Genomic DNA, 21,962 nt, shown 5'->3' on the forward strand with positions numbered 1-21,962 from the left:
CTATACTGCGCCGCAACAGCCGCGCCCATGAATCATGATCGAATTGCAACGTCCCAAGCTCGTCCTGCCCGATAACCGCAAAAAAGTGCTGCTGCACTCATGCTGCGCGCCCTGTTCGGGCGAAGTCATGGAGGCCATGACCGCGTCGGGTATCGATTACGCCATTTATTTCTACAACCCCAATATCCATCCGGATCGCGAGTACGAAATCCGCAAGAACGAGAACATCCGTTTTGCTGAAGAACACGGCATTCCCTTCATCGATGCCGATTACGATCGCGACAACTGGTTCGAGCGCGTCAAGGGGCTGGAAGACGAGCCTGAGCGCGGGCAGCGCTGCACGGTATGCTTCGACATGCGATTCGAGCGCACCGCGCTGTATGCCCACGAGCATGGCTACGACACCATTACCAGCTCGCTGGGCATTTCGCGCTGGAAAGACATGAACCAGATCAACGGTTGCGGCGAGCGCGCGGCCGCGCGCTACCCGGAACTGGTCTACTGGACCTACAACTGGCGCAAAGGCGGCGGCTCGGCCCGCATGATAGAAATCAGCAAGCGCGAAGCGTTCTATCAGCAGGAATACTGCGGCTGCGTGTATTCGCTGCGCGACACCAACCGGCATCGCCGCGCCCAGGGGCGCGAGCGCATCAAGATCGGGATCAAGTTCTACGGCAAGGATGAACTGGAACTGAATCCGCCGCCCGGGACCAACTGATCATTTCTGCGCGCGGCTGAACCTGGCGGTGAAACCCGCCAGGAAACAAGCTATTGCAGCGTCCGTGAAAACACGAACTGATCATCCTGCCAATCCACCGGCACCACATCCTTGGGGCCGAATTTGCCTTCAAGGATCAAGCGGGCGATCGGGTTCTCGATGTGCTGCTGGATCGCCCTTTTCAAGGGGCGAGCGCCAAAGACCGGATCGAAACCCGTACGAGCCAGTTGCGCCAGGGCCGCATCGGATACCTCCAGGCGCATTTCCTTCTGCGCCATGCGCTGCCCCAACCGCTCCAGCTGAATCCGGGCAATGGATTCAATGTGCTTGGCTTCCAGGCCATGGAAGACCACGACCTCGTCTATCCGGTTCAGGAACTCGGGGCGGAAGGACTGCTTGAGCTCGTCCCAGATGACCTCTTTGATCACCTCGTAAGGCTGGCCGGCCATGCTCTGGATGTGCTGCGACCCCAGATTGGACGTCATGATGATGACTGTGTTGCGGAAATCCACCGTACGGCCCTGCCCATCGGTCAGCCGGCCATCGTCCAATACCTGGAGCAGCACGTTGAACACGTCGGGATGCGCTTTCTCGATCTCGTCCAGCAGCAGGACGCTATAAGGCTTGCGCCTGACCGCTTCGGTCAGATAGCCGCCCTCTTCATAGCCCACATAGCCCGGAGGCGCCCCGATCAGGCGCGCCACCGAGTGCTTCTCCATGAATTCGCTCATGTCGATGCGTATCAAGTGGTCTTCGGAATCGAACAGGAAGCTCGCCAAAGCCTTGGTCAGCTCTGTCTTGCCCACGCCCGTGGGGCCCAGGAACAGGAAGGAACCATAAGGGCGCGATGGATCCGACAAGCCCGCCCGCGAGCGGCGAATGGCGTCGGCCACCAGGGTGACGGCTTCGCTTTGGCCGACCACCCGCCGGTGCAGGTAATCTTCCATCTGGAGCAGCTTGTCGCGCTCGCCCTGCATCATCTTGGCCACGGGAATCCCCGTCGCGCGCGACACGACCTCGGCAATCTCTTCGGCGCCGACCTGGGTGCGCAAGAGCCGTGGCCGGTCGGTATCGGTGGCGGCCTGCTGGCTGGCTTCCGCGGATTCCAGCCGGCCTTCCAGTTCGGGCAGCTTGCCATACTGCAGCTCGGCCAGTTTGTCGAACTGGCCTTTGCGCTGCAGCTCGGCCATTTCAGCCCGGGTGCGCTCTATTTCCTCTTTGATCGCCTGCGAGCCCTGGACGGCGGCCTTCTCGGACTTCCAGACTTCCTCGTAGTCGTTGTATTCGCGCTGCAGCTTGACCAGCTCGTCCTCGATGGCCTTGAGCCGGCGCTGGGAACTTTCGTCAGTGTCCTTGTTGACAGCCTCCCGCTCGATCTTCAACTGAATGATGCGGCGGTCCAGCCTGTCCATGACCTCGGGCTTGGAATCGATTTCCATGCGTATGCGGGCGGCGGCCTCGTCGATCAGGTCGATCGCCTTGTCGGGCAGGAAACGGTCCGTGATGTAACGGTTGGACAGCTCGGCGGCGGCGACGATGGCCGGATCGGTGATGGCCACGCCGTGATGCAGCTCGTAGCGCTCTTGCAGGCCGCGCAATATGGCGATGGTGGACGCCACATCCGGCTCGCCGATCAGCACCTTCTGGAAGCGGCGCTCCAGCGCGGCATCTTTTTCAATGTATTTGCGGTATTCGTCCAGCGTCGTGGCGCCGATGCAATGCAATTCGCCCCGGGACAAGGCTGGTTTCAACATGTTTCCGGCGTCCATGGCGCCTTCCGCCTTGCCCGCGCCCACCATGGTGTGCAGCTCGTCGATGAAGACAATCGTCTGCCCATCATCCTGGGACAGCTCCTTCAGGACGGCCTTGAGGCGTTCCTCGAACTCGCCGCGGTACTTGGCGCCCGCCAGCAAGGCCGCCATATCCAGCGACAGTACCCGCTTGCCCTTGAGCGTTTCCGGCACTTCATTATTGACGATGCGCTGAGCCAGCCCCTCGACAATGGCGGTCTTACCCACGCCGGGTTCGCCGATCAGGACCGGATTGTTCTTGGTGCGGCGCTGCAAGATCTGGATGGCGCGGCGGATTTCATCATCGCGGCCAATGACCGGATCCAGCTTGCCTATGCGGGCGCGCTCGGTCAGGTCGGTCGTGTACTTTGCCAGCGCCTGGCGGTTGGACTCGTCTTCCGAGTCGGCGACCGACGCGCCGCCGCGCACCGCCTCGATGGCGGTTTCCAGGGCTTTGCGCTGCAAGCCGGCCTCGCGCAGAAGCCGGCCAGTTTCACCCTTGTCGTCAGCCAGCGCCAACAGAAACAGTTCGCTGGCAATATAGGCATCGCCGCGGCTGGAGGCCTCTTTGTCGGTACGGGCAAACACCGCCTGCAGATCGCGGCTGACCTGGATATTGCCTTCGGCGCCCTGTACCTGGGGAAACCCTTCTATCTGGGTAGTGACGGCGGCGGCCAGGCGATTGACGGCAACCCCCGCCCGGGCCAGAAGACTGACCGCGCCGCTATCCGGGTCGGCCAGCAACGCAGCCAGCACGTGGGCCGGCTCGATGTACTGATTGTCGTGCTTGACAGCGAGACTTTGCGCATCGGCAATAGCCTGCTGAAACTTCGTGGTGAGTTTATCGAATCGCATAATCGTTTCACTGAAATGAGAAAGAGCTTGTGCTCGAATAGTGAATAGGTGCGGCTGTAATGGCGAATTTCAAGGGGCTTCCCCCCTCGGCGAGACACCGTTTACACTATCGCCAGCAGCCTGGGTATGCGCAAGCGGGGCCCATCCTGACCCGTTCAGTTCAATAAAAACCAGCCTGAAAGGAGCAGCCATGCGTGGCGTGATCAAGAAATGGGGTAATAGCGCGGCTGTGCGTCTGCCGTCGTCCATGATGAAGTCGCTCAAGCTCAGCCCGGACGATGTCATCGAGCTTCGCCTGGAGCGCGGCTCGATTGTCATTCAGCCGGTGCGTTCCGAGGAATACCTGCTGGGCCAGTTGTTGCACGGCATCAAGCCCAGAAACGTACACGCCGAAATCGATTTCGGCGCCGCCGGCGACTAGGGGAAAGGCATGAGCAAGCGCTATACGCCCGATACCGGCGACATCATCAGACTGCATTTCGAGTTTCCCGGCCAGGATGGCCACGACGACTACAAGCCTGCGCTGGTGCTCAGCCCCCTGGCCTACAACAAAAAGACCGGCCTGATGGTCTGTTGCGCCATCACGACACATATCAAGGGGTATCCCTTCGAGGTCCTCATCGGATCCGGGCAACAACTGGCCGTCCTCTCGGATCAGGTCAAAAGCATCAACTGGGTCAATACCAAGATCAGCCAGCAGGGGCGGGTCAACGCCGCCGAACTTGCACAGGTGCGCGCAAAGCTCCTGGCGCTGATTTCCAAGGCCTAACAAAATGCCCCCACGCTGCGCAGGCTCACGCCTGCTTGCTGCCCCCCGAGGGGGCGCTTTTTGCCTTGGGGCGGCCCGGCGGCAAAAAATGCCCCCACGCTGCGCAGGCTCATGCCTGCTTGCTGCCCCCCGAGGGGGCGCTTTTTGCCTTGGGGCGGCCCGGCGGCAAAAAATGCCCCCACGCTGCGCGGGCTAATGTCCGCTTGCTGTCCACCTCGCGGCCTGCAGGCCGCTCCGATTCGCCAGGCACAGAACAGCCCGCAGGGACTGTCCTGTGTCCGGGCTCATCCCCCGAGGGGGCGCTTTTTGCCTTGGGGCGGCCCAAGGCAAAAAAATACCCCCACGGCTGTGGGGCAATTCAGAGCCCGCTACCGTATACTTGACACAGGTCAAACAAGCAGGCCAAGGGTTTTCCCTTAACCTTTGGCCTACAATGTTGTTTTGTTCCTTCGAAACCCGATTATTTAATTCGTCCTCGGGGCGACCGCATGCAAAAAAGAATTTCTGTTCCCTCTGACGCCACACGTTGCTCGACTTGCATGCTGAGCGAAATCTGTTTACCGATCGGCATGCAGCGTGGCGATATCGCCAAACTGGATGAGCTGGTCAAAGAGCGCATTCGTATCCCCAAGGGGTCCGCATTATTCCGTCTGGGGGACAAGACCGAAGCCGTCTACGGCATTCGTTCGGGGTCCCTGAAAACCCAACTGGAAGACTCCTCGGGCCAGGTGCAGATCACCGGCTTTCTGTTGCCTGGCGAGATCATCGGCATGGACGGGCTGCTGGACAATACCCATGTGTCGCATGCCATTGCCCTGGAAGACAGCGAGGTCTGTGTCATACGCATTGACGAGCTTGATCTGCTGTCGCAGCATCTGCCCGCGCTGCAGCAGCAGTTGCGCCGCCTCATGAGCAAGGAAATCAGCCGTTCGCACCAATTGGTCATGGCGCTGGGCGCGCTGCGCTCCGAACAACGGCTTGCGGCATTCCTGATCAATCTGTCGCAACGCCTGGCAACCCTGGGATACTCGCCCAACGAATTCATCCTTAGAATGAGCCGCGAAGAAATCGGCAATTATCTGGGCCTGACGCTGGAAACCGTCAGCCGCCTGTTTTCACGCTTTGCGCGCGACGGGCTGATCCGGGTACAGCAACGGGAAGTGCATATCGTGGATATGCGGGGACTGCAGGAACTATCGGGCACCGACTGCGGCTGATTGCCGCAGCAGCGCCCTGCGCGCCAGGCTCAACCCTCGATCGGATCGCCGAATTCGTCCACAATGCGCCCGCGCGGCGCCATGTGCAAGGTCAATGCGCTGGACAGCGCCGCCATCAGCCAGAATAGGAAGAAACCGCCGGCATACACTTGCTGCCGCGTGGCATGCAAATAGCCCAGGAAGGTGACATCCAGCGGGTCCACCAAGGCAAACACCGTCGCGCTGGTCGCCGCCCCGATCAGGAACGAAGGCCACAAAATCCACATTAACGAACGATACTGCATAAGCCGGTCTCCTGCTGTATTGACACAATCTATTCTTGGGACTCCTTGGGCACGGGAGCCTGTATTTGTTTGCTGACGACCAGCCCGCGTTTGACACCGCCATCGTCAATGGGCTGATTACCCATGTTCTGAAACGCCAGCACTATCGTAATAATACACCCCACGACAGCCACGGCCGGCCCGGCCATGAGTATCCAGGGCCAGGGCTCACGCCACCACGGACCGCTGTCCCTGGCGTCGGTTGAAGCTTTGTTGTTCACAGTTGGCATGATCTTCCCTTTGACGGTTATCGGGGCACGAAGAAGCTGGAACGCTCGACGACACTGGCCTGGCTGCCTTCGAGATATTGTCCGTCGACCGTGAGCTCGATCTCGTGCAGGCCGGAAGACACCTCGCCGGCCGGCGCACGCACCACAACCGGCACCATTTTATTCGACGCCGCGCCGACCTCCACGGTTGCCGTGTTTTCTTCCGCAGTGACGATGGACAGTCCCGGCACGCCACGGGCGCCGAGCGTCAGCGTGAGCGGTGATTCCGAGGTGTTGATGATCTGCAGGCGGTATACGTTTTCAATCATGCCGCCCGGCACTTCGCGGCCCAGGGCGCCGCGATCGCGGATGACATCGACACGCAAGGTGGTGCGCGTGGCCAGCGACACGACAAAAGCCATCATGATCAGGCCCAGTATGGCCGAATAGACCAGCACGCGCGGCCGCAACATGCGCTTGCGCACCTGCCCTTGCGTCATGCCGTCGGTAATGGCGCGGCCCGAGGTGTAGCGAATCAGGCCTCTTTCATAATTCATTTTATCCATGACGGTGTCACAGGCATCCACGCAAGCGCCGCAGCCTATGCACATGTACTGCAGGCCATCGCGGATGTCGATGCCGGTGGGACACACCTGCACGCACAGGCTGCAGTCGACGCAATCGCCCATGCCCGCCTCTTTGTGGTCGATGCGGCGCGAACGCCCGCCCCGGGGCTCGCCCCTGACATGGTCGTAGGTCACCACAAAGGTGTCATCGTCCACCATGACGCTCTGGAAACGGGCATAAGGGCACATGTACTTACAGACGGCTTCACGCATGAAGCCGGCATTGCCCCATGTGGCGAAGGCATAGAACACCATCCAGAACCATTGCCACGGCCCCAGCGAAAGCGTCAGCAGGCCCATGCCCAGTTCGCGTATGGGCGCAAAGTAGCCGATGAAGGTGGACCCCGTCCACCAGGCAATCAGTATCCACACGATATGCTTGGATACCTTGAGCCGGATCTTGCGCGCATTCCAGGGCTGTTCGTCCAGCCGGATGCGCGCAAGGCGGTCGCCCTCGATGCGGCGCTCGACCCACATGAAGATTTCGGTATACACCGTTTGCGGACAGGCGTAGCCGCAGAACAGGCGCCCGGCCATGGCGGTAAACAGGAACAGGGCAAACGCGGAAATGACAAGCAGCACCGCAAGATAAATCACATCTTGCGGCCACAGCACCATGCCGAAGATGTAAAACTTGCGGGCCGCCAGATCGAACAGGACGGCCTGGCGGCCATTCCATTGCAGCCAGGGCAAGCCATAGAAAATCAGCTGAGTGACGAAGACCATGACGATGCGCCAGCGCGCAAAGATACCCGTGACCGAGCGCGGGTAAATTTTGCTGCGGACGTCCGACAGCGCCTTTTCCACCTGAGGAGACGTTCCTCCCCCCGCCTGGCGGACCCGGGGCGGCTGCCAGGCAGGCACCGCCTCGGACGTTTTCCCATGTGCCTGGTTGACGGGTGGTTCGCTACTCATGCCTATGCCTTTATTTTGTGCTTGCGGCCGCACCTTGATTGGTCAGTCCCCATACCCATGCGGTGAGCATGCGGATCTGGTCTTCCGTCAGGATGCCTTCCTGGGCCGGCATCCGGTTCTCGCGGCCGTTCAGGATGGTTTCCACAATGGACGCTTCGGAACTGCCATACAACCACACATTGTCGGTCAGGTTGGGCGCGCCCACGGCGGTGTTGCCCTTGCCGTCGACGCCGTGGCATGCCACGCAGAACGTATCGAAGCCGCGCTTGCCCGGCACTACCCGCAAAGAATCAGCCGCCAAGCCCGACAACGACCGTACGTACTGCGCGATGTCGGACGCCTCGGCCGGCTTGATCTGCGCGCCCCAGGGCGGCATGATGCCGTGCCGGCCCTTGGTGATGGTATGCAGGATCTGCTCGGGTTCGCCGCCGTACAGCCAGTCGCCGTCGGCCAGATTGGGGAAATTGCCGCTGCCCCGCGCGTCGGAGCCGTGGCACTGCGCACAATTGTTCAGGAACAGCCGCTGGCCTATCTGGCGCGCATCGGCGTCCTGCGCCACCTCGGGGATGGACATTTGCCCATAGCGCGCATAGACGGGCCTGATCTGCTCATTCAAGGCCTCTTGCTGCGCCTTGACCTGGCCGGCCGAGGTATAGCCCAGCGACCCCTTGTATGAACCCAGCCCCGGATACAGGAAGAACATGAGCAAGGCCACGACACACAGGCCGATATAGAAGACCGTCCACCAGCGGGGCACGGGCGTGTTCAGTTCGGTCAGATCGCCGTCCCATACGTGGCCGGTATCTTCGACCTGCGGGGCGGTCTGCTTCAGCCAGGCGCGCTGCGTATACAGCAGCCAAAGACAGAAGATCACGCCGCCCACGGCGATGATGCTGATGAAGTAGCTCCAGAAGCTACTGACGAAATCACTCATGAGAGCCCCCTTCTTTTTTATCCATGATGGCTTCGTCAGGAACGGAGAACGGCAGCATGGATGCGTCGTGGTTGGCCTGGGCCCGGCCGCGTGAAAATGCCCACCAGACAATCCCCAGGAAAGTCAGGATGGCGAGTAGGGTCGCCACGCCGTTGAGTACGGCCATTACAGCTCTCCTTCAGCGACCGCCTTGGCTGCGGCTTCGCGGCCGGCGACACCCAGCCCTTGCAGATAGGCCACCAGGGCGTCTTCTTCGGTCTTGCCCTTCAACTGCTCGGGCGCGTTCTGAATCTGCTCATCGGTGTAGGGCACCCCCAGCCGGCGCAGTGCGCGCATGCGGGCCTGAACGTTCTCGTTCTCGACCGAGTTGCGCTGCAGCCATGGATAGGCCGGCATATTGGACTCTTTGACGACATCGCGCGGATTGCGCAAATGCACGCGGTGCCAATCGTCGGAGTAGCGCTGCCCGACGCGGGCCAGGTCGGGCCCGGTGCGCTTGGAGCCCCACAGGAAGGGGTAATCGTAATTCGACTCGCCCGCCAGGGAGTACGGCCCATAGCGCTGCACTTCGGAGCTGAGCATCCGGATCTGCTGCGAATGACAGCCCACGCAGCCTTCGCGTATGTAGATGTCGCGCCCGATCAGGTGCAGGGGCTCGTAGGGCGTCACGCCCGGGGTGGGCTGCGTCGTCGAGTGCTGGAAGAACAGCGGAACGATCTGCACCAGGCCCGCGAACGAGATGACCGCAATGCTCAGGATGATCAGCAGTCCGACATTGGTTTCAATCAGCTTGTGAGAAAAACCGGTACTTTTCTTTGCCATGTTGCTTTCTCCTTAAGCCGTCGCCGTCGCCGAGGCCGGGCCGATGTAGGCGGGATCCCGGGCATCGGGGCTATACAGCGGCACCGCCGGGTTGACCTTGGGTTGCCCTTTGACGGTGAGCCAGGTGTTCCAGGCCATGATGCACATGCCCGACAAGAACATCAGCCCGCCCATCAGGCGGATCGCGTAGAACGGATAGGTTGCCTTGACGGCTTCGACAAAGCTGTAGGTCAGGGTGCCATCGGTGCCCGTCGCGCTCCACATCAGGCCCTGCATGACCCCCGCGATCCACATCGAGCTGATATACAGGACCACGCCCAGCGTGGCGATCCAGAAGTGCAGCTCGACCAGTTTCATGCTGGCCATGGAGGTGCGGCCGTACAGGCGGGGAATCATGTAGTAGAACGAGCCGAAGGTGATCATGGCGACCCAGCCCAGCGCGCCGGAGTGCACGTGGCCCACGGTCCAGTCGGTGTAGTGCGACAGGGCATTGACCGTCCGGATGGACATCATGGAGCCTTCGAATGTCGACATGCCGTAGAACGACAGGGCCACGACCAGGAACTTCAGGATGGGATCGGTGCGCAGCTTGTGCCAGGCACCCGACATGGTCATGATGCCGTTGATCATCCCGCCCCAGGAGGGCGCCAGCAGGATCAGCGACAGGGCCATGCCCAAAGTCTGGGTCCAGTCGGGCAGCGAGGTGTACAGCAGATGGTGAGGGCCGGCCCACATATAGGTGAATGCCAAGGCCCAGAAGTGCACGATGGACAGGCGGTACGAGTAAATCGGGCGGCCCGCCTGTTTGGGCACGAAGTAATACATCATGCCCAGAAAGCTGGTGGTCAGGAAGAAGCCCACGGCATTATGGCCGTACCACCATTGCACCATGGCATCCTGCACGCCGGCATAGGCCGAGTACGATTTCCACAGCGTGACCGGCATTTGCAGGTTATTGAAAATATGCAGGACGGCAATGGTCAGGATGTAGGAACCGAAAAACCAGTTCGCCACATAAATATGCTTGACCCGGCGTTTTGCGATCGTACCGAAGAAAACGACGGCGAACGCGATCCAGACCAGGGCAATGAGGATGTCGATGGGCCATTCCAGCTCGGCGTATTCCTTGGTGCTGGTGTAGCCCAGCGGCAGGGTAATGACTGCCGCGACCAGGACGGCTTGCCAGCCCCAGAAGGTGAAGGCGGCCAGCTTGTCGCTGAACAGGCGCGCCTGACAGGTGCGCTGGACAACGTAATACGACGTGGCAAACAGGGCACTGCCCCCGAACGCGAAAATAACGCCGTTGGTATGCAGCGGACGCAGGCGTCCATAGCTGAGCCACGGCGTGTTGAAATTCAGTTCCGGCCAGATAAGTTGCGCGGCGATCAACACACCAACCGCCATGCCGATGACGCCCCAGAATACCGTGGCGATCGTGAACTGCCTGACCACCCGGTAATTGAAGACTTCGGCCTGTGTTCCGACAGTATCGGACATGCCCATGAGCTTCCCCTAAAACAAATAAACAATGCGAGACGCCAGCATCATCGCCCATGGCGTGCCTACCCACTTTGATGTGCATCAAAAAGAAGGCCATGCGTTCAGAGCCGACGCTTTCGCGCCACACTTTATAAAAATTCGTCAGCCTTCAGAATCATTATCGTGAAGGATGGATTCGGCGGCCTCGTTCGTATCGTCGAACTGGCCGGAAAAAATCGCCCACCAGAACGCCGCGCCGATAAGAATCACCAAAAAAAGGGAAATCGGCAGCAACAGGAACAGGGATGAGGCCATGCCCTAGCCCTGTACCGCGGCGGCTTGCCAGCCACGCTTGAGCGGCCGCGTCTGTTGCCGGAACAGGCGCCACGAGTTGAAGGCCACCGCAAGCGATGACAGCAGCATCGTGATGGCCGCCAGCCAGGGCGCCACCAGGCCGCAGGCCGCCAGGGGCGTCATCAGCAGATGCCACGCCACCGAACCGTATAAATTTTGACGCGCCACCGTGCCCGTGGCCTGAACCAGCTGCCGCGGATCGGGCCGGGCCGTATCGGGGGAAGCCGAATAGCTGGCATGCGCCGCCGCAACAGCCGTCGGGACCGCCATCGCCATGGCACAGGGACAGCTCATGACCAGCAGCGCCACCATGACCCCAATGGCCCGCTCGGGAACATAGACATACCAAACGGCAGCCACCAGGAAAGCCAGGGCCAGCTGCACCAGCACAAACCAGAACGCCACCCGATTGGCGCGCCCGGACAGGGCCGCGCGGCATTGTTCGATGAATCGGTGCGCTTCCCCGGCGCCCACCGCCTGGCGGGCGCACAGCTCAAGGTAGCGCGCCGTCAGCAAGAAGGCCACGAACATGGTGACGGAATCGAAATAGACTTCGCCGTGGCCCGTCCAGGCCGTGTGGGCGCTGGGAATGAAGGCGGCAATGATGCCCAGCGCAACAGGCACATCCATGCCCACTTTGCCGCGCCGCAGACTGTTCCACGCCCCGCCCCAGACCGGCCAGGCGCAATACAGCATGACCGGTACCGTGAGCACCAGACTGATCCAATTCATCAGGAAAATGGCCTGATCAAGCAATTCAAGGTTATCAGGCGCCATGCTGTCGGAGCGCAGGTAGCCCGGAAAGGCGAACATCATGACCTGCATCATGGCAAGCCACCCCAATCCCATGCGGGCAAGCATATGCCGCCGCTTTTGGCGGTCGCCGTCCGACAGCCCGCCGGGGGTGGAAAAAATGGAGAATGCGCGCATGGAGGGCAATATAACAAATGCCCCGGCGCGCGAGTTGATTTAGATCAAGGTTTTGAAATGATTGGAATTTATTCCTGACGCCCCGCCCTGCGATGCGCACAGGGCGGGGACGGCATCAAGCGACCCTGCGGCTGTTTCCAGCCTGGGTTTCGAATTGGGCTTCTTCGGTGGAACCCGTCAGCGCCGTCGTGGATGACTGGCCTCCTTCGATGGCCTGGGTGACGGCATCGAAGTAACCGGTGCCCACTTCACGCTGGTGCTTGACCGCCGTAAAGCCCTGGTCGGCAGCGGCGAACTCTTTTTGCTGCAGCTCTACAAAGGCGCTCATCTGGCGGCGGGCGTAGCCATGGGCCAATTCGAACATACCGTAGTTCAAGGCATGGAAGCCGGCCAAGGTGATGAATTGGAACTTGTAACCCATGGCACCCAGCTCGCGCTGGAACTTCGCCACCGTCGCGTCGTCCAGATTCTTCTTCCAGTTGAACGAGGGCGAGCAGTTGTAGGCAAGCATTTTGCCCGGGAACTGCCGATGAATGGCTTCCGCGAACTGGCGGGCGTATTCCAGATTGGGGGTCGATGTTTCGCACCACAGCAGGTCGGCATATGGCGCATAGGCCAGGCCGCGCGCAATCCCTTGCTCAATGCCGGCGCGAGTGCGGAAAAAGCCTTCGACCGTGCGTTCGCCGGTAATGAATGGGTGGTCGTTTTCATCAATGTCGCTCGTGACCAGATCGGCGGCGTCTGCGTCGGTACGCGCCAGCAGCAGCGTAGGCACGCCCATGACGTCGGCGGCCAACCGGGCCGACACCAGCTTGGCCACGGCGTCGCGCGTGGGAACCAGCACTTTTCCGCCCATGTGGCCGCACTTCTTGACCGACGCGAGTTGGTCTTCAAAGTGCACCCCGGCTGCGCCGGCCTCTATCATGGCCTTCATCAACTCGAAGGCGTTCAGGACGCCGCCGAATCCAGCTTCGGCATCCGCAACGATGGGCGCGAAATAATCCAGATAGTCCGGATCGCCGGGATTCTTGCCCTCCATCCATTGAATCTGATCGCAGCGGGTCAGGGCGTTGTTGATGCGGCGTACGACCTGCGGAACGGAATTGGCCGGGTACAGCGACTGATCGGGATACATTTCCCCTGCGCCGTTGGCGTCCCCCGCCACTTGCCAGCCGGAAAGATAAATCGCCTTGAGCCCCGCCTTGACCTGCTGCATGGCCTGGTTGCCCGTCAGCGCCCCCAGCGAGTTGACGAAAGGCTCGGTATGCAGCAGCCCCCAAAGCTTTTCAGCGCCGCGGCGCGCCAGGGTATGCTCCACCATCACCGATCCGCGCAGGCGGACGACCTCTTCCGCGCCATAACCCCGTTTGATACCCTGCCAGCGGGCATCTTCGGCCCAGGTTTTCTGCAAGTTGCGTATTTCGTTTTCTCGTGTGGTCATGATGTCATTCCCTTAAAAAGTTAAAAAAGAAAAGTGAAAAACCATGGAGAAAAGTCTACGCCTTTGTTGCAGGGCAAATAACACTTATGTCTTATATAAGATTAAAAATGTTTTCCTTTTAAAACAGATAGTTGAAATATACATTACGCATTATGAAACAAAATTCTTCGCTATGAAAATTATTATCATGCAGCGCAACATGATGATTTCGTAATGCGAAAGCGATTTTTCACCATGCGATAAGTCTCGGACGGCAAGGTACAATGTTTTCTTGTTCCGCCCGGCAGAACCCTGGACCTGGGCGCTTATTCTTCTGCTTTCGAACACCATGCACGATTCCACCCTTGCGCAGACGCCTTTGGGCCAGGAGGTGTCCTATCCGGACGCCTACAACCCCGCCCTGCTTTTCCCTATCGAGCGCGCGACCAACCGGGCGGCGCTGGCCATCCCGGCAAACTGGCACGGCGCCGACATCTGGAATGCCTACGAAGTGTCCTGGCTGACGCCTAAAGGCAAGCCTGTCGTGGCCCTGGCCCGCTTTACGTTCCCGCACGACAGCCCCAGGCTGGTGGAGTCCAAGTCGTTCAAGCTGTATCTGAATTCTTTCAGCGAAGAGCGTTTCGACCATGCGGATGCCGTCAGCCAGGTCATGCGGCGCGACCTGAGCCAAGCGGCCGGGGCGGGCGTCCGCGTCGATATCACACCGCTAGACCCGAAGCTGGGCTTGCAATGCGGCGCCCTGGACGGGATCAGCATCGACGATGCGGATATACACATATCCACTTATGAGCCCGCACCCGGCCTGCTGCGCTGCCTGCCCGATGCCCCGGTGGTCAGCGAAACGCTGGTGTCCGACTTGCTCAAGTCCAACTGCCCGGTCACCGGACAGCCTGATTGGGGCAGCGTGCAGGTGCGCTATACCGGCCCGCAAATTGATCGCCATGCCTTGCTGCGATACATTGTTTCCCTGCGCCGCCATACGGAATTTCATGAGCACTGCGTCGAGAAAATGTATTGCGATATCTGGCAGGCCTGCCAACCCCACTCTTTATTGGTCTATGCGCGCTATACACGGCGCGGCGGCCTGGACATCAACCCCTGGCGCAGCAGCGCCCCCGCCGACGTCGGCCAGGCCAGAACCCCCAGGCAATAACCGGCTCAGGCCCTGGCCGGGCTGGCGGGCATGGCGCTGCGGCCAGCCGACCTGGCCACCAGCACAGCCATACCGGCGGCCAGCACAAAGCCGGCGGCCGCGCCGATCCAGGGGCCTTGGGCCAGGCCGGCATCAAGCAGCAGGCCGAATCCGACCGGCGCCAGCGAAGATCCCACATCCATGCCGGAGTAGACCAGGCCGTACACGGTGCCGGTCGCCCCTTTGGGCGTAACCCGCCGTATGAGCATATCGCGGGAAGGGGCGGAAACGCCCGAGCAAAAACCCGCCAGGCCCACCAGCACCATGGCAAAAGACGGCGGTACGCTGCCTGCGGCCAGCACCACCAGCAACACACCGGCCAGCACCAGTGAAATAGCCACGGTTCGTTCCGTGTTGGGCGTGGCCCCGACCAGGAAGCCGCCGGCCACCATGCCGACGGCAGCCGCAATCATATAGCCCGACAAGGTGGTGCCCGCCAGGACTTTGTCGATGCCGTATACGTCGCCCAGCATGGGAATGGTGTAGTTCTGTACCGCCGATAAAGCCATGGAGGTAAAGGCAAAGAACAGGAAAGCGCCCCAAAGCGCCGGTTGCACCAGCAGCGTAGCCAGTGTCTGCCCTACCGATTGACGGGAAAGGTCTGTTTGCTGCTGGCCGGCGCCGCTCTCGGCTGCCGGTTCCGGCACGCTTTCATTCTTGCCCGCCAGCAGGCCGCGGCCCAGCCATGTCAGGAACAGCACAAAAGCCACCAGCGCCGCCGCGGCGAACGCGGCAACCCGCCAGTTGGACAGATAGATGATGGTCGCCATGAACACCGGCGTAAGCGCCCAGCCCAGATTGCCCGTCAGTCCGTGCGTGCTGAAGGCATGGCCCAGCCGGCGCTGGCTGACGCGATGGTTGATGATGGAATAATCAACCGGATGGAATACGGAGTTGCCGATGCCGCCAATGGCGGCGGCCAGCAGCAGCATGGCGTATCCGTTCGAGCTCGCAATCAGTATGCCGGACAGCACGAAGCAGCCCAGGCCGAAACGGAGCACGGGCGCGGGCCCGATGCGGTCGACGACAAAGCCCGACGAGGCCTGCCCAAAGCAGGACACCAGGAAAAACACCGTGGCAAGCAGGCCCAGCCGCACGAAATCGTAACCGTACTCATGGGCCAGCGATAGATACAGCGTGGGGATGACCAGCTGGAAAAAATGGGACGATGCGTGCGCTGAGCCGATCAGGCTGATGATTTGCCAGTCCCGGCGCTTCAGCGCAGAAGTATCTTCAATGGAATCAACACTTGCCGCCATCATCTTTATGCCTTTCTTGAACCTTTGTCCCGGTCGGAGCGGTCGCGGATTTCAGGCCATGCGCGACGCAGGTAATAGAACATGGACCATACCGTCAGGATGGCGGCGATCACGATCAACACCTGTCCCACCAGTTGAAGCGACACGCCATACAGCGGCTGCCAGTACAGCAGGCACGGTATGGCAACCATCTGGGCGGCTGTCTTGAACTTGCCCAGCCGGTGCACCGCCACACTGCCGCTTGCCCCGATCTTGGCCATCCATTCACGCAGCGCCGAGATGGTGATTTCGCGGCCAATGATGATCAGCGCAATGAAGGAATCGACGCGATTCAGGTCGAGCAGGATGAGCAGCGCGGCGCACACCATCAGTTTGTCGGCCACGGGATCCAGGAAGGCGCCGAAGGACGAGGTTTGATTCCAGCGCCGGGCCAGCCAGCCATCGAACCAATCGGTCAGGGCGGCCACAATGAAGGCGAACGCGGCGACCGCATCGCGCACCGGAACGGATATCCAGTCGGCCGGAATATAGAACAACCCGACAATCAGCGGGATCATGGCGATGCGCAGCCAAGTCAGGGCGATGGGCAGATTTATAGGCATAAGTTGAATACTACCCTATCGCAGCGCCTGATAGATACGTTCCGCAAGCTCATCCGAAATTCCCTCCACCGACCTCAGGTCGTCGATACTGGCATCCACCACGCCCGAAAATCCGCCGAAGCGGGCCAGCAGCTTCTGGCGCCGCCGGGCGCCTATGCCTTCGATTTCTTCCAGGCGCGACACATTGCGCGCTTTGGCGCGCTGCGCGCGCATGCCGGTGATGGCGAACCGGTGCGCTTCGTCCCGTATCTGGGCAACCAGCATCAAAGCAGCCGACTCGACGCCCAGGGCCACCGGCGCCCTGCCATCCGCAAACACAAGGGTTTCCAGCCCCACCTTGCGGCCTTCCCCTTTGGCGACGCCTACGATGCTGCGCACGTCCAGTCCAAGCTCGACAAAGACCTGCCGGGCCACCTCGACCTGCCCCTTGCCTCCGTCGATCAGGACGATGCTGGGCATCTCGGCCTGTCCGTCAGCCACCCGGCTGAAGCGGCGGGTCAGCACCTGCCGCATGGCGGCATAATCATCGCCGGGCGTAATGCCCGCAATGTTGTAGCGGCGATACAACGAGGGCTGCATATCATGATGCTTATAGACCACACAGGACGCCTGCGTGGCTTCGCCCGCTGTGTGACTGATGTCGAAACATTCGATGTGCATCGCATCCAGGGCGGCTTCGTCCACATCCAGATCCAGCGCGGTGGCCAGCGCAAGGCTGCGCGCCGCCCGCGCACTGGATTCGGTCAACAGGCGCGCCAGCGCCAGCTCGGCATTCTTGGCCGCCTGCTCGAGCCAGGTCCTGCGTATGCCCTGGGGCTTGAACAGCATGCGGGCCCGGACGCCCGTCTGTTCGGCCAGCAGCTTGATCAGATCGGGATCGGGCAACGGGTGCGAACACACCAGCACCGCCGGCATGGCGCTCTCTAGATAGTGCTGCGCCACAAAAGCGGCTAGCACATCGGCCGGGCTGTCATCCAGCGTATGGGTCGGGAAAAACGGCTTGTCGCCCAAGTGCCTGCCGCCCCGTATCATGGCCAGGTTCACGCATACCCGGCCGCCCGCCGAGGCCACGGCGATCACATCGACGTCATCGTTGCCCACTTTTTCCATCGATTGCTGCTGCAGCACTTTGGCCAGGGCGCCCACCTGATCACGCAAGACCGCGGCTTTTTCAAATTCCAGCGCATCGGAGGCCTGGTGCATGCGCTGTTCGATATCGCGCATGACCTCGCTGGCGCGCCCATCCAGGAAGCGCACGGCACGCGCGACATCGGCCTGATAATCGGCGGCCGAAATCAGATTGACGCAAGGCGCCGAACAGCGCCCGATCTGATACAGCAGACAGGGCCGCGAGCGGTTGGCGAATACGCTGTCCTCGCAGGTGCGCAGACGAAACACCCGCTGCAGTATCTGTATGGTTTCGCGAACGGCCCAGGCATTGGGATACGGTCCGAAGTACCGGCCTTTTCCGCTGGTGCTGCCGCGATAGTAGGCAATCCGGGCAATGTCGTGGCCGCTGAACATCAGATAGGGGTACGACTTGTCGTCCCTGAAAAGAATGTTGTAGCGCGGCTTCAGGCGCTTGATCAGATTGTTCTCGAGCAGCAAGGCTTCCGCCTCGGAGCGCGTCACCGTCACCTCCAGCCGCTCCACCCGGGCCACCATGTGCGCAATGCGCGGGCTGCCCGGGGTTTTCTGGAAGTATGAGCTTACGCGCTTCTTGAGGTCGCGCGCCTTGCCCACATACAGCACTTCGCCCTGCGCATCGATATGCCGATAAACGCCGGGCAGATGCGGCAGGTCAGCCAGAAACGATTTGAGATTGAAGCTGTCGGGCATATTGATACCGTTCATCGGCCTGCAAGGCATCCCAGCCCAGCGCTGTGCTGGCGGGCATCAGGCGGCGTATGCGCTGAGCCGCGACGGGGTCATGCGCCACGTCCAGCCTGGCCAGCAGATCGTCGGCCAGGTCGGGGCGGTTGCAGACCAGCACCATATCGCAGCCGGCGTTCAGCGCGGCCGTGGCACGCGCCAGAATGTCGCCCGCCACGGTTGCGCCTTCCATGGTCAAGTCATCCGAAAAAACCACGCCGCCATAACCCAGGTCCTGGCGCAGGACTTTTTGTATCCAGTGGCGCGAAAAACCCGCCGGATGCGGATCGACTGCGGAATAAATGACATGGGCGGGCATGACCGACGGCAGCACCATATCGCCCAGCCACCCATAGGGCGCGGCATCTTCCTGCATGATCTGCTCGAAACTGCGGTCATCGACCGGAATCTCGTGGTGCGAATCCGCCTCGACCGCCCCATGACCGGGAAAGTGCTTGCCGCAAGCCGCCATGCCGGACAGCATCAGCCCCTGTATCAGCGCCCGGGCCAGCATGGCCACCACGCGGGGGTCGCGGTGAAACGCGCGATTCCCGATGACTTTGCTGACGCCATAGTCCAGATCGAGCACCGGCGTAAAGCTCAGGTCCACGCCGCAGGCGCGCAATTCGGCCCCCAGCACATAACCGGCCTCGGAAGCCAGGCGCATGGCGGCCAGGGAGTCCTGCGACCACAGTTCGCCAAACACGCTCATCGCCGGGATGGAGGTGAAGCCATCGGTCCGGAAACGCTGTACGCGCCCGCCTTCGTGATCCACGGCGATCAGCAGGGGTTCGTCACGCTCGGCGTGTATGGCCTGGCACAGGGCCGCCAATTGCTCGCGATGATCGAAATTGCGCGCGAACAGAATCACGCCCCCCACCAGGGGATGATGCAGGCGCTCGCGCTCGTGATGCGTCAGCGTCGTGCCTTCCACATCTACCATGACGGGGCCCGGAGGCAAACTCGCGCGTGTATTGTTAGCTGTCATAAAGTCGGTTCCGTTGAATCTTTACGTGTCAGTGCCAGGGTTTCGACGACGACGAAGGCCGCCACTGTATCAGTTTCGTCCGTGACGGAAATGTGGGCCTTGCCAAAGCGCTGGCCGTACCAGCTGGCCAGCGGTTCCGACAGCTGTACGCGCGGCTTGCCGCTGGCTTCGTTCAGGGTCTGCATGCGCGACCATGCCATAGGGCTGTGCATGCCCAGGCCGATGGCCTTGGAGAAGGCTTCCTTGGCGGCGAAGCGCGTGGCCAGGAAACGCAGCCCGCGCTTCGGGTCACGCTGGTAACGGAGCCGGAACTTGTCGATCTCCTGCGGGCCCAGGATGCGATGCACGAATTTGTCACCATGGCGCGCATGGACGCGCTCGATGCGGTCCAGCCGCAGCAAGTCCATGCCGATTCCCGCTATGCCCGCCTGCCCTACATCCGCCATCATCACCTTGTCCACCATACGGCCAGAACATGAAATGATACCTTGTCGGGGAAGAGTTGTTTTTATGGCGGTGGATGACGGTTGCTGGATATTGTCGGATGACGGTTGCTGCGTATTGTTATTGGGGCAAGGCTCTGCCGGGTGTCAGGGGGTGGGGCCGGCGGTTAGGCGTGCGCCGCAGGCTTCCGAAGGCAGGCCGGGGGCTGTCGTCGGGCGTTGTCTGAGCGAGCGCAGCGAGTGAGTTCGCCCGACGCCCGGCCGAACGAGGAAGATGCGGAAACAAGCACGCCGTAGCCGGCCCCACCCCCTGACACCCGGCAGAGCCCAGCATCGCGGGAGAAACAACAATGTGCCTGTCTGCTATTTACCAGTTGCTTGTGCTTTGCCTGCTGCTTGTGCCTTGCCTACTGCTTGTGCCTTGCCAACTGATTATGCTTTGCCAATTGCTTGCCATGTATCCTTTGCCCGTTCAGCACCGTCACGCCAAAACACAAGCCCCTTCAACGATGCACCCCATTCATGCATGCTCTACAAGGCGGGGGTGCCGGGCGCTGTGCAGGCGCCTTGCGCAAGCCGGTTCAGGCCATTCAATCGGGGAGGCAAGGGCGCGGCCTGTTTGAGCGCGGGCTTTCGGGCCACTGGCCCGATCGCGCGAGTTCCGCGTCCGCCCCGATTGGAGGGCCTGAACCGGGTATCCCTGGCGCAGCCAGGGACGCCGCGCGTGAAGCCGGAACAGCGCCCGGCACCCCCGCCTTCTTTAGAACATCAAGGAACGCGTCAAAACACTCAACGCATTGGCAAGAACATCCACAACACGACCAATACAACAAAACGACACGCCGACAAGCAAAAAACTACCGGGCCCGCTTATCAATCACCCGCCGCGCCTTCCCCGTCAGCGTCCGCTCAACCAGCCCCGCCGTCTGCACCGTAATACGCGCCGACACGCCAATATACGTCTTCACCGCATGCTTCAGCTTCAAAGCCAGCGCATCACGCTGCGCAACGCTTAAATGATCGAACTCAGGACGCACCTCGGTCAGAATCTCCAGTTCGTCCAGATTGCCGCTGCGCGTCAGCACCAACTGATACTGGGCCGCCAGCTCGGGCATCTTCAGGACGATTTCCTCGACCTGGGTCGGGAACAGATTCACACCACGGACAATCAGCATGTCATCGCTGCGGCCCGTGATCTTGCCGATGCGGCGCATGCTGCGCGAGGTCGGCGGCAGCAAGCGGGTCAGGTCCCGCGTGCGGTAGCGGATGACCGGCATGGCCTCTTTGGTCAGCGACGTAAACACCAGCTCGCCCTCTTCCCCTTCAGGCACGACCTCGCCCGTGTCCGGGTTGATGATCTCGGGATAGAAATGATCTTCCCACACCACCGGACCGTCTTTGGATTCGATGCACTCCATGGCCACGCCCGGGCCCATCACCTCGGACAAGCCGTATATGTCGACCGCGTCGATGCCCGCGCGCTGCTCGATATCCTGGCGCATCTGGCCCGTCCAGGGCTCGGCGCCGAAAATGCCGATGCGCAAGGCGCTTTCGCGCGGGTCCATGCCCTGGCGTTCCATTTCCTCGATGATGTTGCAGAAATAGGAAGGCGTCACCATGATGATGCTGGGCTGAAAATCCTGAATCAGTTGCACCTGCTTTTCAGTTTGCCCGCCCGACATCGGCACGACGCTGCAGCCCAGCTTTTCGGCGCCATAGTGCGCCCCCAGCCCGCCGGTGAACAGGCCATACCCATAGGCAATGTGCGCAATATCGCCCGGGCGGCCGCCCCCGGCCCAGATCGATCGGGCCACCAGATCCGCCCAGTTGTCGATGTCTTTGGCGGTATAGCCCACCACCGTCGGCTTGCCGGTCGTACCGCTGGAAGCATGGATGCGGACGACCTGCTGGCGCGGCACCGCAAACATCCTGAAAGGATAGTTGTCGCGCAAGTCCTGCTTGGTCGTGAACGGAAAACGCGATAAATCGGAAAGCTGCTTCAGATCGTCGGGATGAACGCCCGCCGCGTCGAACGCCTGCTTGTAGTGCGGCACATTGTCGTAAGCGTGCTTGAGCGACCACTTCATGCGCTCAAGCTGCACGCTTTGCAGTTCATCCTTGCTGGCGTGTTCGATGGCGTCGCGGCCAGCGTTCGACGATTTGGCTTCTGACATGTTCGGCTCCTACCCTTTATGTTTTCAATAGACCAGATGTTTTGTATCCA

General features: G+C 61.1%; 22 protein-coding genes. 5 read left to right on the forward strand and 17 right to left on the reverse strand.

The window, feature by feature from the left end; genetic code table 11:
- The first annotated feature begins 34 nt into the window (after nt 1-34).
- On the forward strand, nt 35-718 hold the full coding sequence (locus RE432_RS15795) for an epoxyqueuosine reductase QueH (protein WP_310934466.1): 684 nt from the start codon (nt 35-37) through the stop codon (nt 716-718).
- A gap of 50 nt (nt 719-768) precedes the next feature.
- Here the strand turns inward: RE432_RS15795 and clpB are convergent, their stop codons facing one another.
- Complete coding sequence (gene clpB / locus RE432_RS15800) at nt 769-3,363, reverse strand: ATP-dependent chaperone ClpB (RefSeq protein ID WP_310934467.1); 2,595 nt, start codon at nt 3,361-3,363, stop codon at nt 769-771.
- A gap of 190 nt (nt 3,364-3,553) precedes the next feature.
- On the opposite strand from clpB, the gene RE432_RS15805 reads away from it, so the two are divergent.
- From RE432_RS15805 to fnr, 3 genes are all read left to right on the forward strand, one after another.
- On the forward strand, nt 3,554-3,784 hold the full coding sequence (locus RE432_RS15805; RefSeq protein ID WP_310934468.1) for an AbrB/MazE/SpoVT family DNA-binding domain-containing protein: 231 nt from the start codon (nt 3,554-3,556) through the stop codon (nt 3,782-3,784).
- 9 nt (nt 3,785-3,793) lie between these two features.
- Complete coding sequence (locus tag RE432_RS15810) at nt 3,794-4,132, forward strand: type II toxin-antitoxin system PemK/MazF family toxin (protein WP_310934469.1); 339 nt, start codon at nt 3,794-3,796, stop codon at nt 4,130-4,132.
- 488 nt (nt 4,133-4,620) lie between these two features.
- Nucleotides 4,621-5,349 carry a fumarate/nitrate reduction transcriptional regulator Fnr gene (gene fnr / locus RE432_RS15815; protein WP_310934470.1) on the forward strand — a complete coding sequence of 243 codons (729 nt, stop codon included), beginning with the start codon at nt 4,621-4,623 and terminating at the stop codon, nt 5,347-5,349.
- A gap of 29 nt (nt 5,350-5,378) precedes the next feature.
- Here fnr and RE432_RS15820 read toward each other — a convergent pair whose 3' ends face one another.
- From RE432_RS15820 to aceA, 10 genes are all read right to left on the reverse strand, one after another.
- Nucleotides 5,379-5,633: a hypothetical protein gene (locus RE432_RS15820; protein WP_310934471.1), complete on the reverse strand. Its 255-nt coding sequence runs from the start codon at nt 5,631-5,633 to the stop codon at nt 5,379-5,381.
- 29 nt (nt 5,634-5,662) lie between these two features.
- A complete protein-coding gene (locus tag RE432_RS15825; protein ID WP_310934472.1) occupies nt 5,663-5,902 on the reverse strand; it encodes a FixH family protein in 240 nt (79 codons plus the stop codon).
- Between the two features lie 17 nt (nt 5,903-5,919).
- Nucleotides 5,920-7,422, reverse strand: coding sequence for a cytochrome c oxidase accessory protein CcoG (gene ccoG / locus RE432_RS15830; RefSeq protein ID WP_310934473.1), 1,503 nt, complete (start codon nt 7,420-7,422; stop codon nt 5,920-5,922).
- A 10-nt stretch (nt 7,423-7,432) separates the two neighbouring features.
- A complete protein-coding gene (gene ccoP / locus RE432_RS15835; protein WP_310934474.1) occupies nt 7,433-8,356 on the reverse strand; it encodes a cytochrome-c oxidase, cbb3-type subunit III in 924 nt (307 codons plus the stop codon).
- Nucleotides 8,349-8,522, reverse strand: a complete 174-nt coding sequence (locus tag RE432_RS15840; RefSeq protein WP_310934475.1) for a CcoQ/FixQ family Cbb3-type cytochrome c oxidase assembly chaperone — start codon at nt 8,520-8,522, stop codon at nt 8,349-8,351. The genes ccoP and RE432_RS15840 overlap by 8 nt, the downstream gene beginning before the upstream one ends.
- Nucleotides 8,522-9,178 carry a cytochrome-c oxidase, cbb3-type subunit II gene (gene ccoO, locus RE432_RS15845; protein WP_310934476.1) on the reverse strand — a complete coding sequence of 219 codons (657 nt, stop codon included), beginning with the start codon at nt 9,176-9,178 and terminating at the stop codon, nt 8,522-8,524. Before ccoO ends, RE432_RS15840 begins: the two co-directional genes overlap by 1 nt.
- Nucleotides 9,179-9,190: 12 nt before the next feature.
- Complete coding sequence (gene ccoN, locus RE432_RS15850) at nt 9,191-10,681, reverse strand: cytochrome-c oxidase, cbb3-type subunit I (RefSeq protein ID WP_409079880.1); 1,491 nt, start codon at nt 10,679-10,681, stop codon at nt 9,191-9,193.
- Nucleotides 10,682-10,819: 138 nt separating this feature from the next.
- Nucleotides 10,820-10,972 carry a cbb3-type cytochrome oxidase assembly protein CcoS gene (gene ccoS, locus RE432_RS15855; protein ID WP_310934478.1) on the reverse strand — a complete coding sequence of 51 codons (153 nt, stop codon included), beginning with the start codon at nt 10,970-10,972 and terminating at the stop codon, nt 10,820-10,822.
- Between the two features lie 3 nt (nt 10,973-10,975).
- Nucleotides 10,976-11,941: a hypothetical protein gene (locus RE432_RS15860; RefSeq protein WP_310934479.1), complete on the reverse strand. Its 966-nt coding sequence runs from the start codon at nt 11,939-11,941 to the stop codon at nt 10,976-10,978.
- A gap of 115 nt (nt 11,942-12,056) precedes the next feature.
- Nucleotides 12,057-13,382: an isocitrate lyase gene (gene aceA / locus RE432_RS15865; protein WP_310934481.1), complete on the reverse strand. Its 1,326-nt coding sequence runs from the start codon at nt 13,380-13,382 to the stop codon at nt 12,057-12,059.
- Nucleotides 13,383-13,710: 328 nt separating this feature from the next.
- Here aceA and queF point away from each other — a divergent pair, with 328 nt between their 5' ends.
- Nucleotides 13,711-14,535, forward strand: a complete 825-nt coding sequence (queF, locus tag RE432_RS15870) for an NADPH-dependent 7-cyano-7-deazaguanine reductase QueF (RefSeq protein WP_310934482.1) — start codon at nt 13,711-13,713, stop codon at nt 14,533-14,535.
- 5 nt (nt 14,536-14,540) lie between these two features.
- Here queF and RE432_RS15875 read toward each other — a convergent pair whose 3' ends face one another.
- The 6 genes from RE432_RS15875 to paaK form a co-directional block, all read right to left on the reverse strand.
- On the reverse strand, nt 14,541-15,836 hold the full coding sequence (locus RE432_RS15875) for an MFS transporter (RefSeq protein WP_409079881.1): 1,296 nt from the start codon (nt 15,834-15,836) through the stop codon (nt 14,541-14,543).
- A 2-nt stretch (nt 15,837-15,838) separates the two neighbouring features.
- Complete coding sequence (pgsA, locus tag RE432_RS15880; protein ID WP_310934484.1) at nt 15,839-16,435, reverse strand: CDP-diacylglycerol--glycerol-3-phosphate 3-phosphatidyltransferase; 597 nt, start codon at nt 16,433-16,435, stop codon at nt 15,839-15,841.
- A gap of 15 nt (nt 16,436-16,450) precedes the next feature.
- Nucleotides 16,451-18,274: an excinuclease ABC subunit UvrC gene (uvrC, locus tag RE432_RS15885; RefSeq protein WP_310935201.1), complete on the reverse strand. Its 1,824-nt coding sequence runs from the start codon at nt 18,272-18,274 to the stop codon at nt 16,451-16,453.
- On the reverse strand, nt 18,237-19,295 hold the full coding sequence (gene nagZ / locus RE432_RS15890; protein ID WP_310934485.1) for a beta-N-acetylhexosaminidase: 1,059 nt from the start codon (nt 19,293-19,295) through the stop codon (nt 18,237-18,239). Before nagZ ends, uvrC begins: the two co-directional genes overlap by 38 nt.
- A complete protein-coding gene (gene acpS, locus RE432_RS15895) occupies nt 19,292-19,744 on the reverse strand; it encodes a holo-ACP synthase (protein ID WP_310934487.1) in 453 nt (150 codons plus the stop codon). The genes nagZ and acpS overlap by 4 nt, the downstream gene beginning before the upstream one ends.
- Before the next feature lie 851 nt (nt 19,745-20,595).
- Nucleotides 20,596-21,912, reverse strand: a complete 1,317-nt coding sequence (gene paaK / locus RE432_RS15900; protein WP_310934488.1) for a phenylacetate--CoA ligase PaaK — start codon at nt 21,910-21,912, stop codon at nt 20,596-20,598.
- Nucleotides 21,913-21,962: the final 50 nt, after the last annotated feature.

Origin of the sequence: Pusillimonas sp. SM2304 (assembly GCF_031628915.1) — a bacterium.
Classification (GTDB): domain Bacteria; phylum Pseudomonadota; class Gammaproteobacteria; order Burkholderiales; family Burkholderiaceae_B; genus Pusillimonas_C.

Excerpts from the sequence above, each read along its gene's own strand:
- RE432_RS15795 (WP_310934466.1), top strand. The coding sequence starts at position 35 with ATGATCGAATTGCAACGTCCCAAGCTCGTCCTGCCCGATAACCGCAAA.
- clpB (WP_310934467.1), bottom strand. The coding sequence starts at position 3,363 with ATGCGATTCGATAAACTCACCACGAAGTTTCAGCAGGCTATTGCCGAT.
- RE432_RS15805 (WP_310934468.1), top strand. The coding sequence starts at position 3,554 with ATGCGTGGCGTGATCAAGAAATGGGGTAATAGCGCGGCTGTGCGTCTG.
- RE432_RS15810 (WP_310934469.1), top strand. The coding sequence starts at position 3,794 with ATGAGCAAGCGCTATACGCCCGATACCGGCGACATCATCAGACTGCAT.
- fnr (WP_310934470.1), top strand. The coding sequence starts at position 4,621 with ATGCAAAAAAGAATTTCTGTTCCCTCTGACGCCACACGTTGCTCGACT.
- RE432_RS15820 (WP_310934471.1), bottom strand. The coding sequence starts at position 5,633 with ATGCAGTATCGTTCGTTAATGTGGATTTTGTGGCCTTCGTTCCTGATC.
- RE432_RS15825 (WP_310934472.1), bottom strand. The coding sequence starts at position 5,902 with ATGCCAACTGTGAACAACAAAGCTTCAACCGACGCCAGGGACAGCGGT.
- ccoG (WP_310934473.1), bottom strand. The coding sequence starts at position 7,422 with ATGAGTAGCGAACCACCCGTCAACCAGGCACATGGGAAAACGTCCGAG.
- ccoP (WP_310934474.1), bottom strand. The coding sequence starts at position 8,356 with ATGAGTGATTTCGTCAGTAGCTTCTGGAGCTACTTCATCAGCATCATC.
- RE432_RS15840 (WP_310934475.1), bottom strand. The coding sequence starts at position 8,522 with ATGGCCGTACTCAACGGCGTGGCGACCCTACTCGCCATCCTGACTTTC.
- ccoO (WP_310934476.1), bottom strand. The coding sequence starts at position 9,178 with ATGGCAAAGAAAAGTACCGGTTTTTCTCACAAGCTGATTGAAACCAAT.
- ccoN (WP_409079880.1), bottom strand. The coding sequence starts at position 10,681 with ATGGGCATGTCCGATACTGTCGGAACACAGGCCGAAGTCTTCAATTAC.
- ccoS (WP_310934478.1), bottom strand. The coding sequence starts at position 10,972 with ATGGCCTCATCCCTGTTCCTGTTGCTGCCGATTTCCCTTTTTTTGGTG.
- RE432_RS15860 (WP_310934479.1), bottom strand. The coding sequence starts at position 11,941 with ATGCGCGCATTCTCCATTTTTTCCACCCCCGGCGGGCTGTCGGACGGC.
- aceA (WP_310934481.1), bottom strand. The coding sequence starts at position 13,382 with ATGACCACACGAGAAAACGAAATACGCAACTTGCAGAAAACCTGGGCC.
- queF (WP_310934482.1), top strand. The coding sequence starts at position 13,711 with ATGCACGATTCCACCCTTGCGCAGACGCCTTTGGGCCAGGAGGTGTCC.
- RE432_RS15875 (WP_409079881.1), bottom strand. The coding sequence starts at position 15,836 with ATGATGGCGGCAAGTGTTGATTCCATTGAAGATACTTCTGCGCTGAAG.
- pgsA (WP_310934484.1), bottom strand. The coding sequence starts at position 16,435 with ATGCCTATAAATCTGCCCATCGCCCTGACTTGGCTGCGCATCGCCATG.
- uvrC (WP_310935201.1), bottom strand. The coding sequence starts at position 18,274 with ATGCCCGACAGCTTCAATCTCAAATCGTTTCTGGCTGACCTGCCGCAT.
- nagZ (WP_310934485.1), bottom strand. The coding sequence starts at position 19,295 with ATGACAGCTAACAATACACGCGCGAGTTTGCCTCCGGGCCCCGTCATG.
- acpS (WP_310934487.1), bottom strand. The coding sequence starts at position 19,744 with ATGATGGCGGATGTAGGGCAGGCGGGCATAGCGGGAATCGGCATGGAC.
- paaK (WP_310934488.1), bottom strand. The coding sequence starts at position 21,912 with ATGTCAGAAGCCAAATCGTCGAACGCTGGCCGCGACGCCATCGAACAC.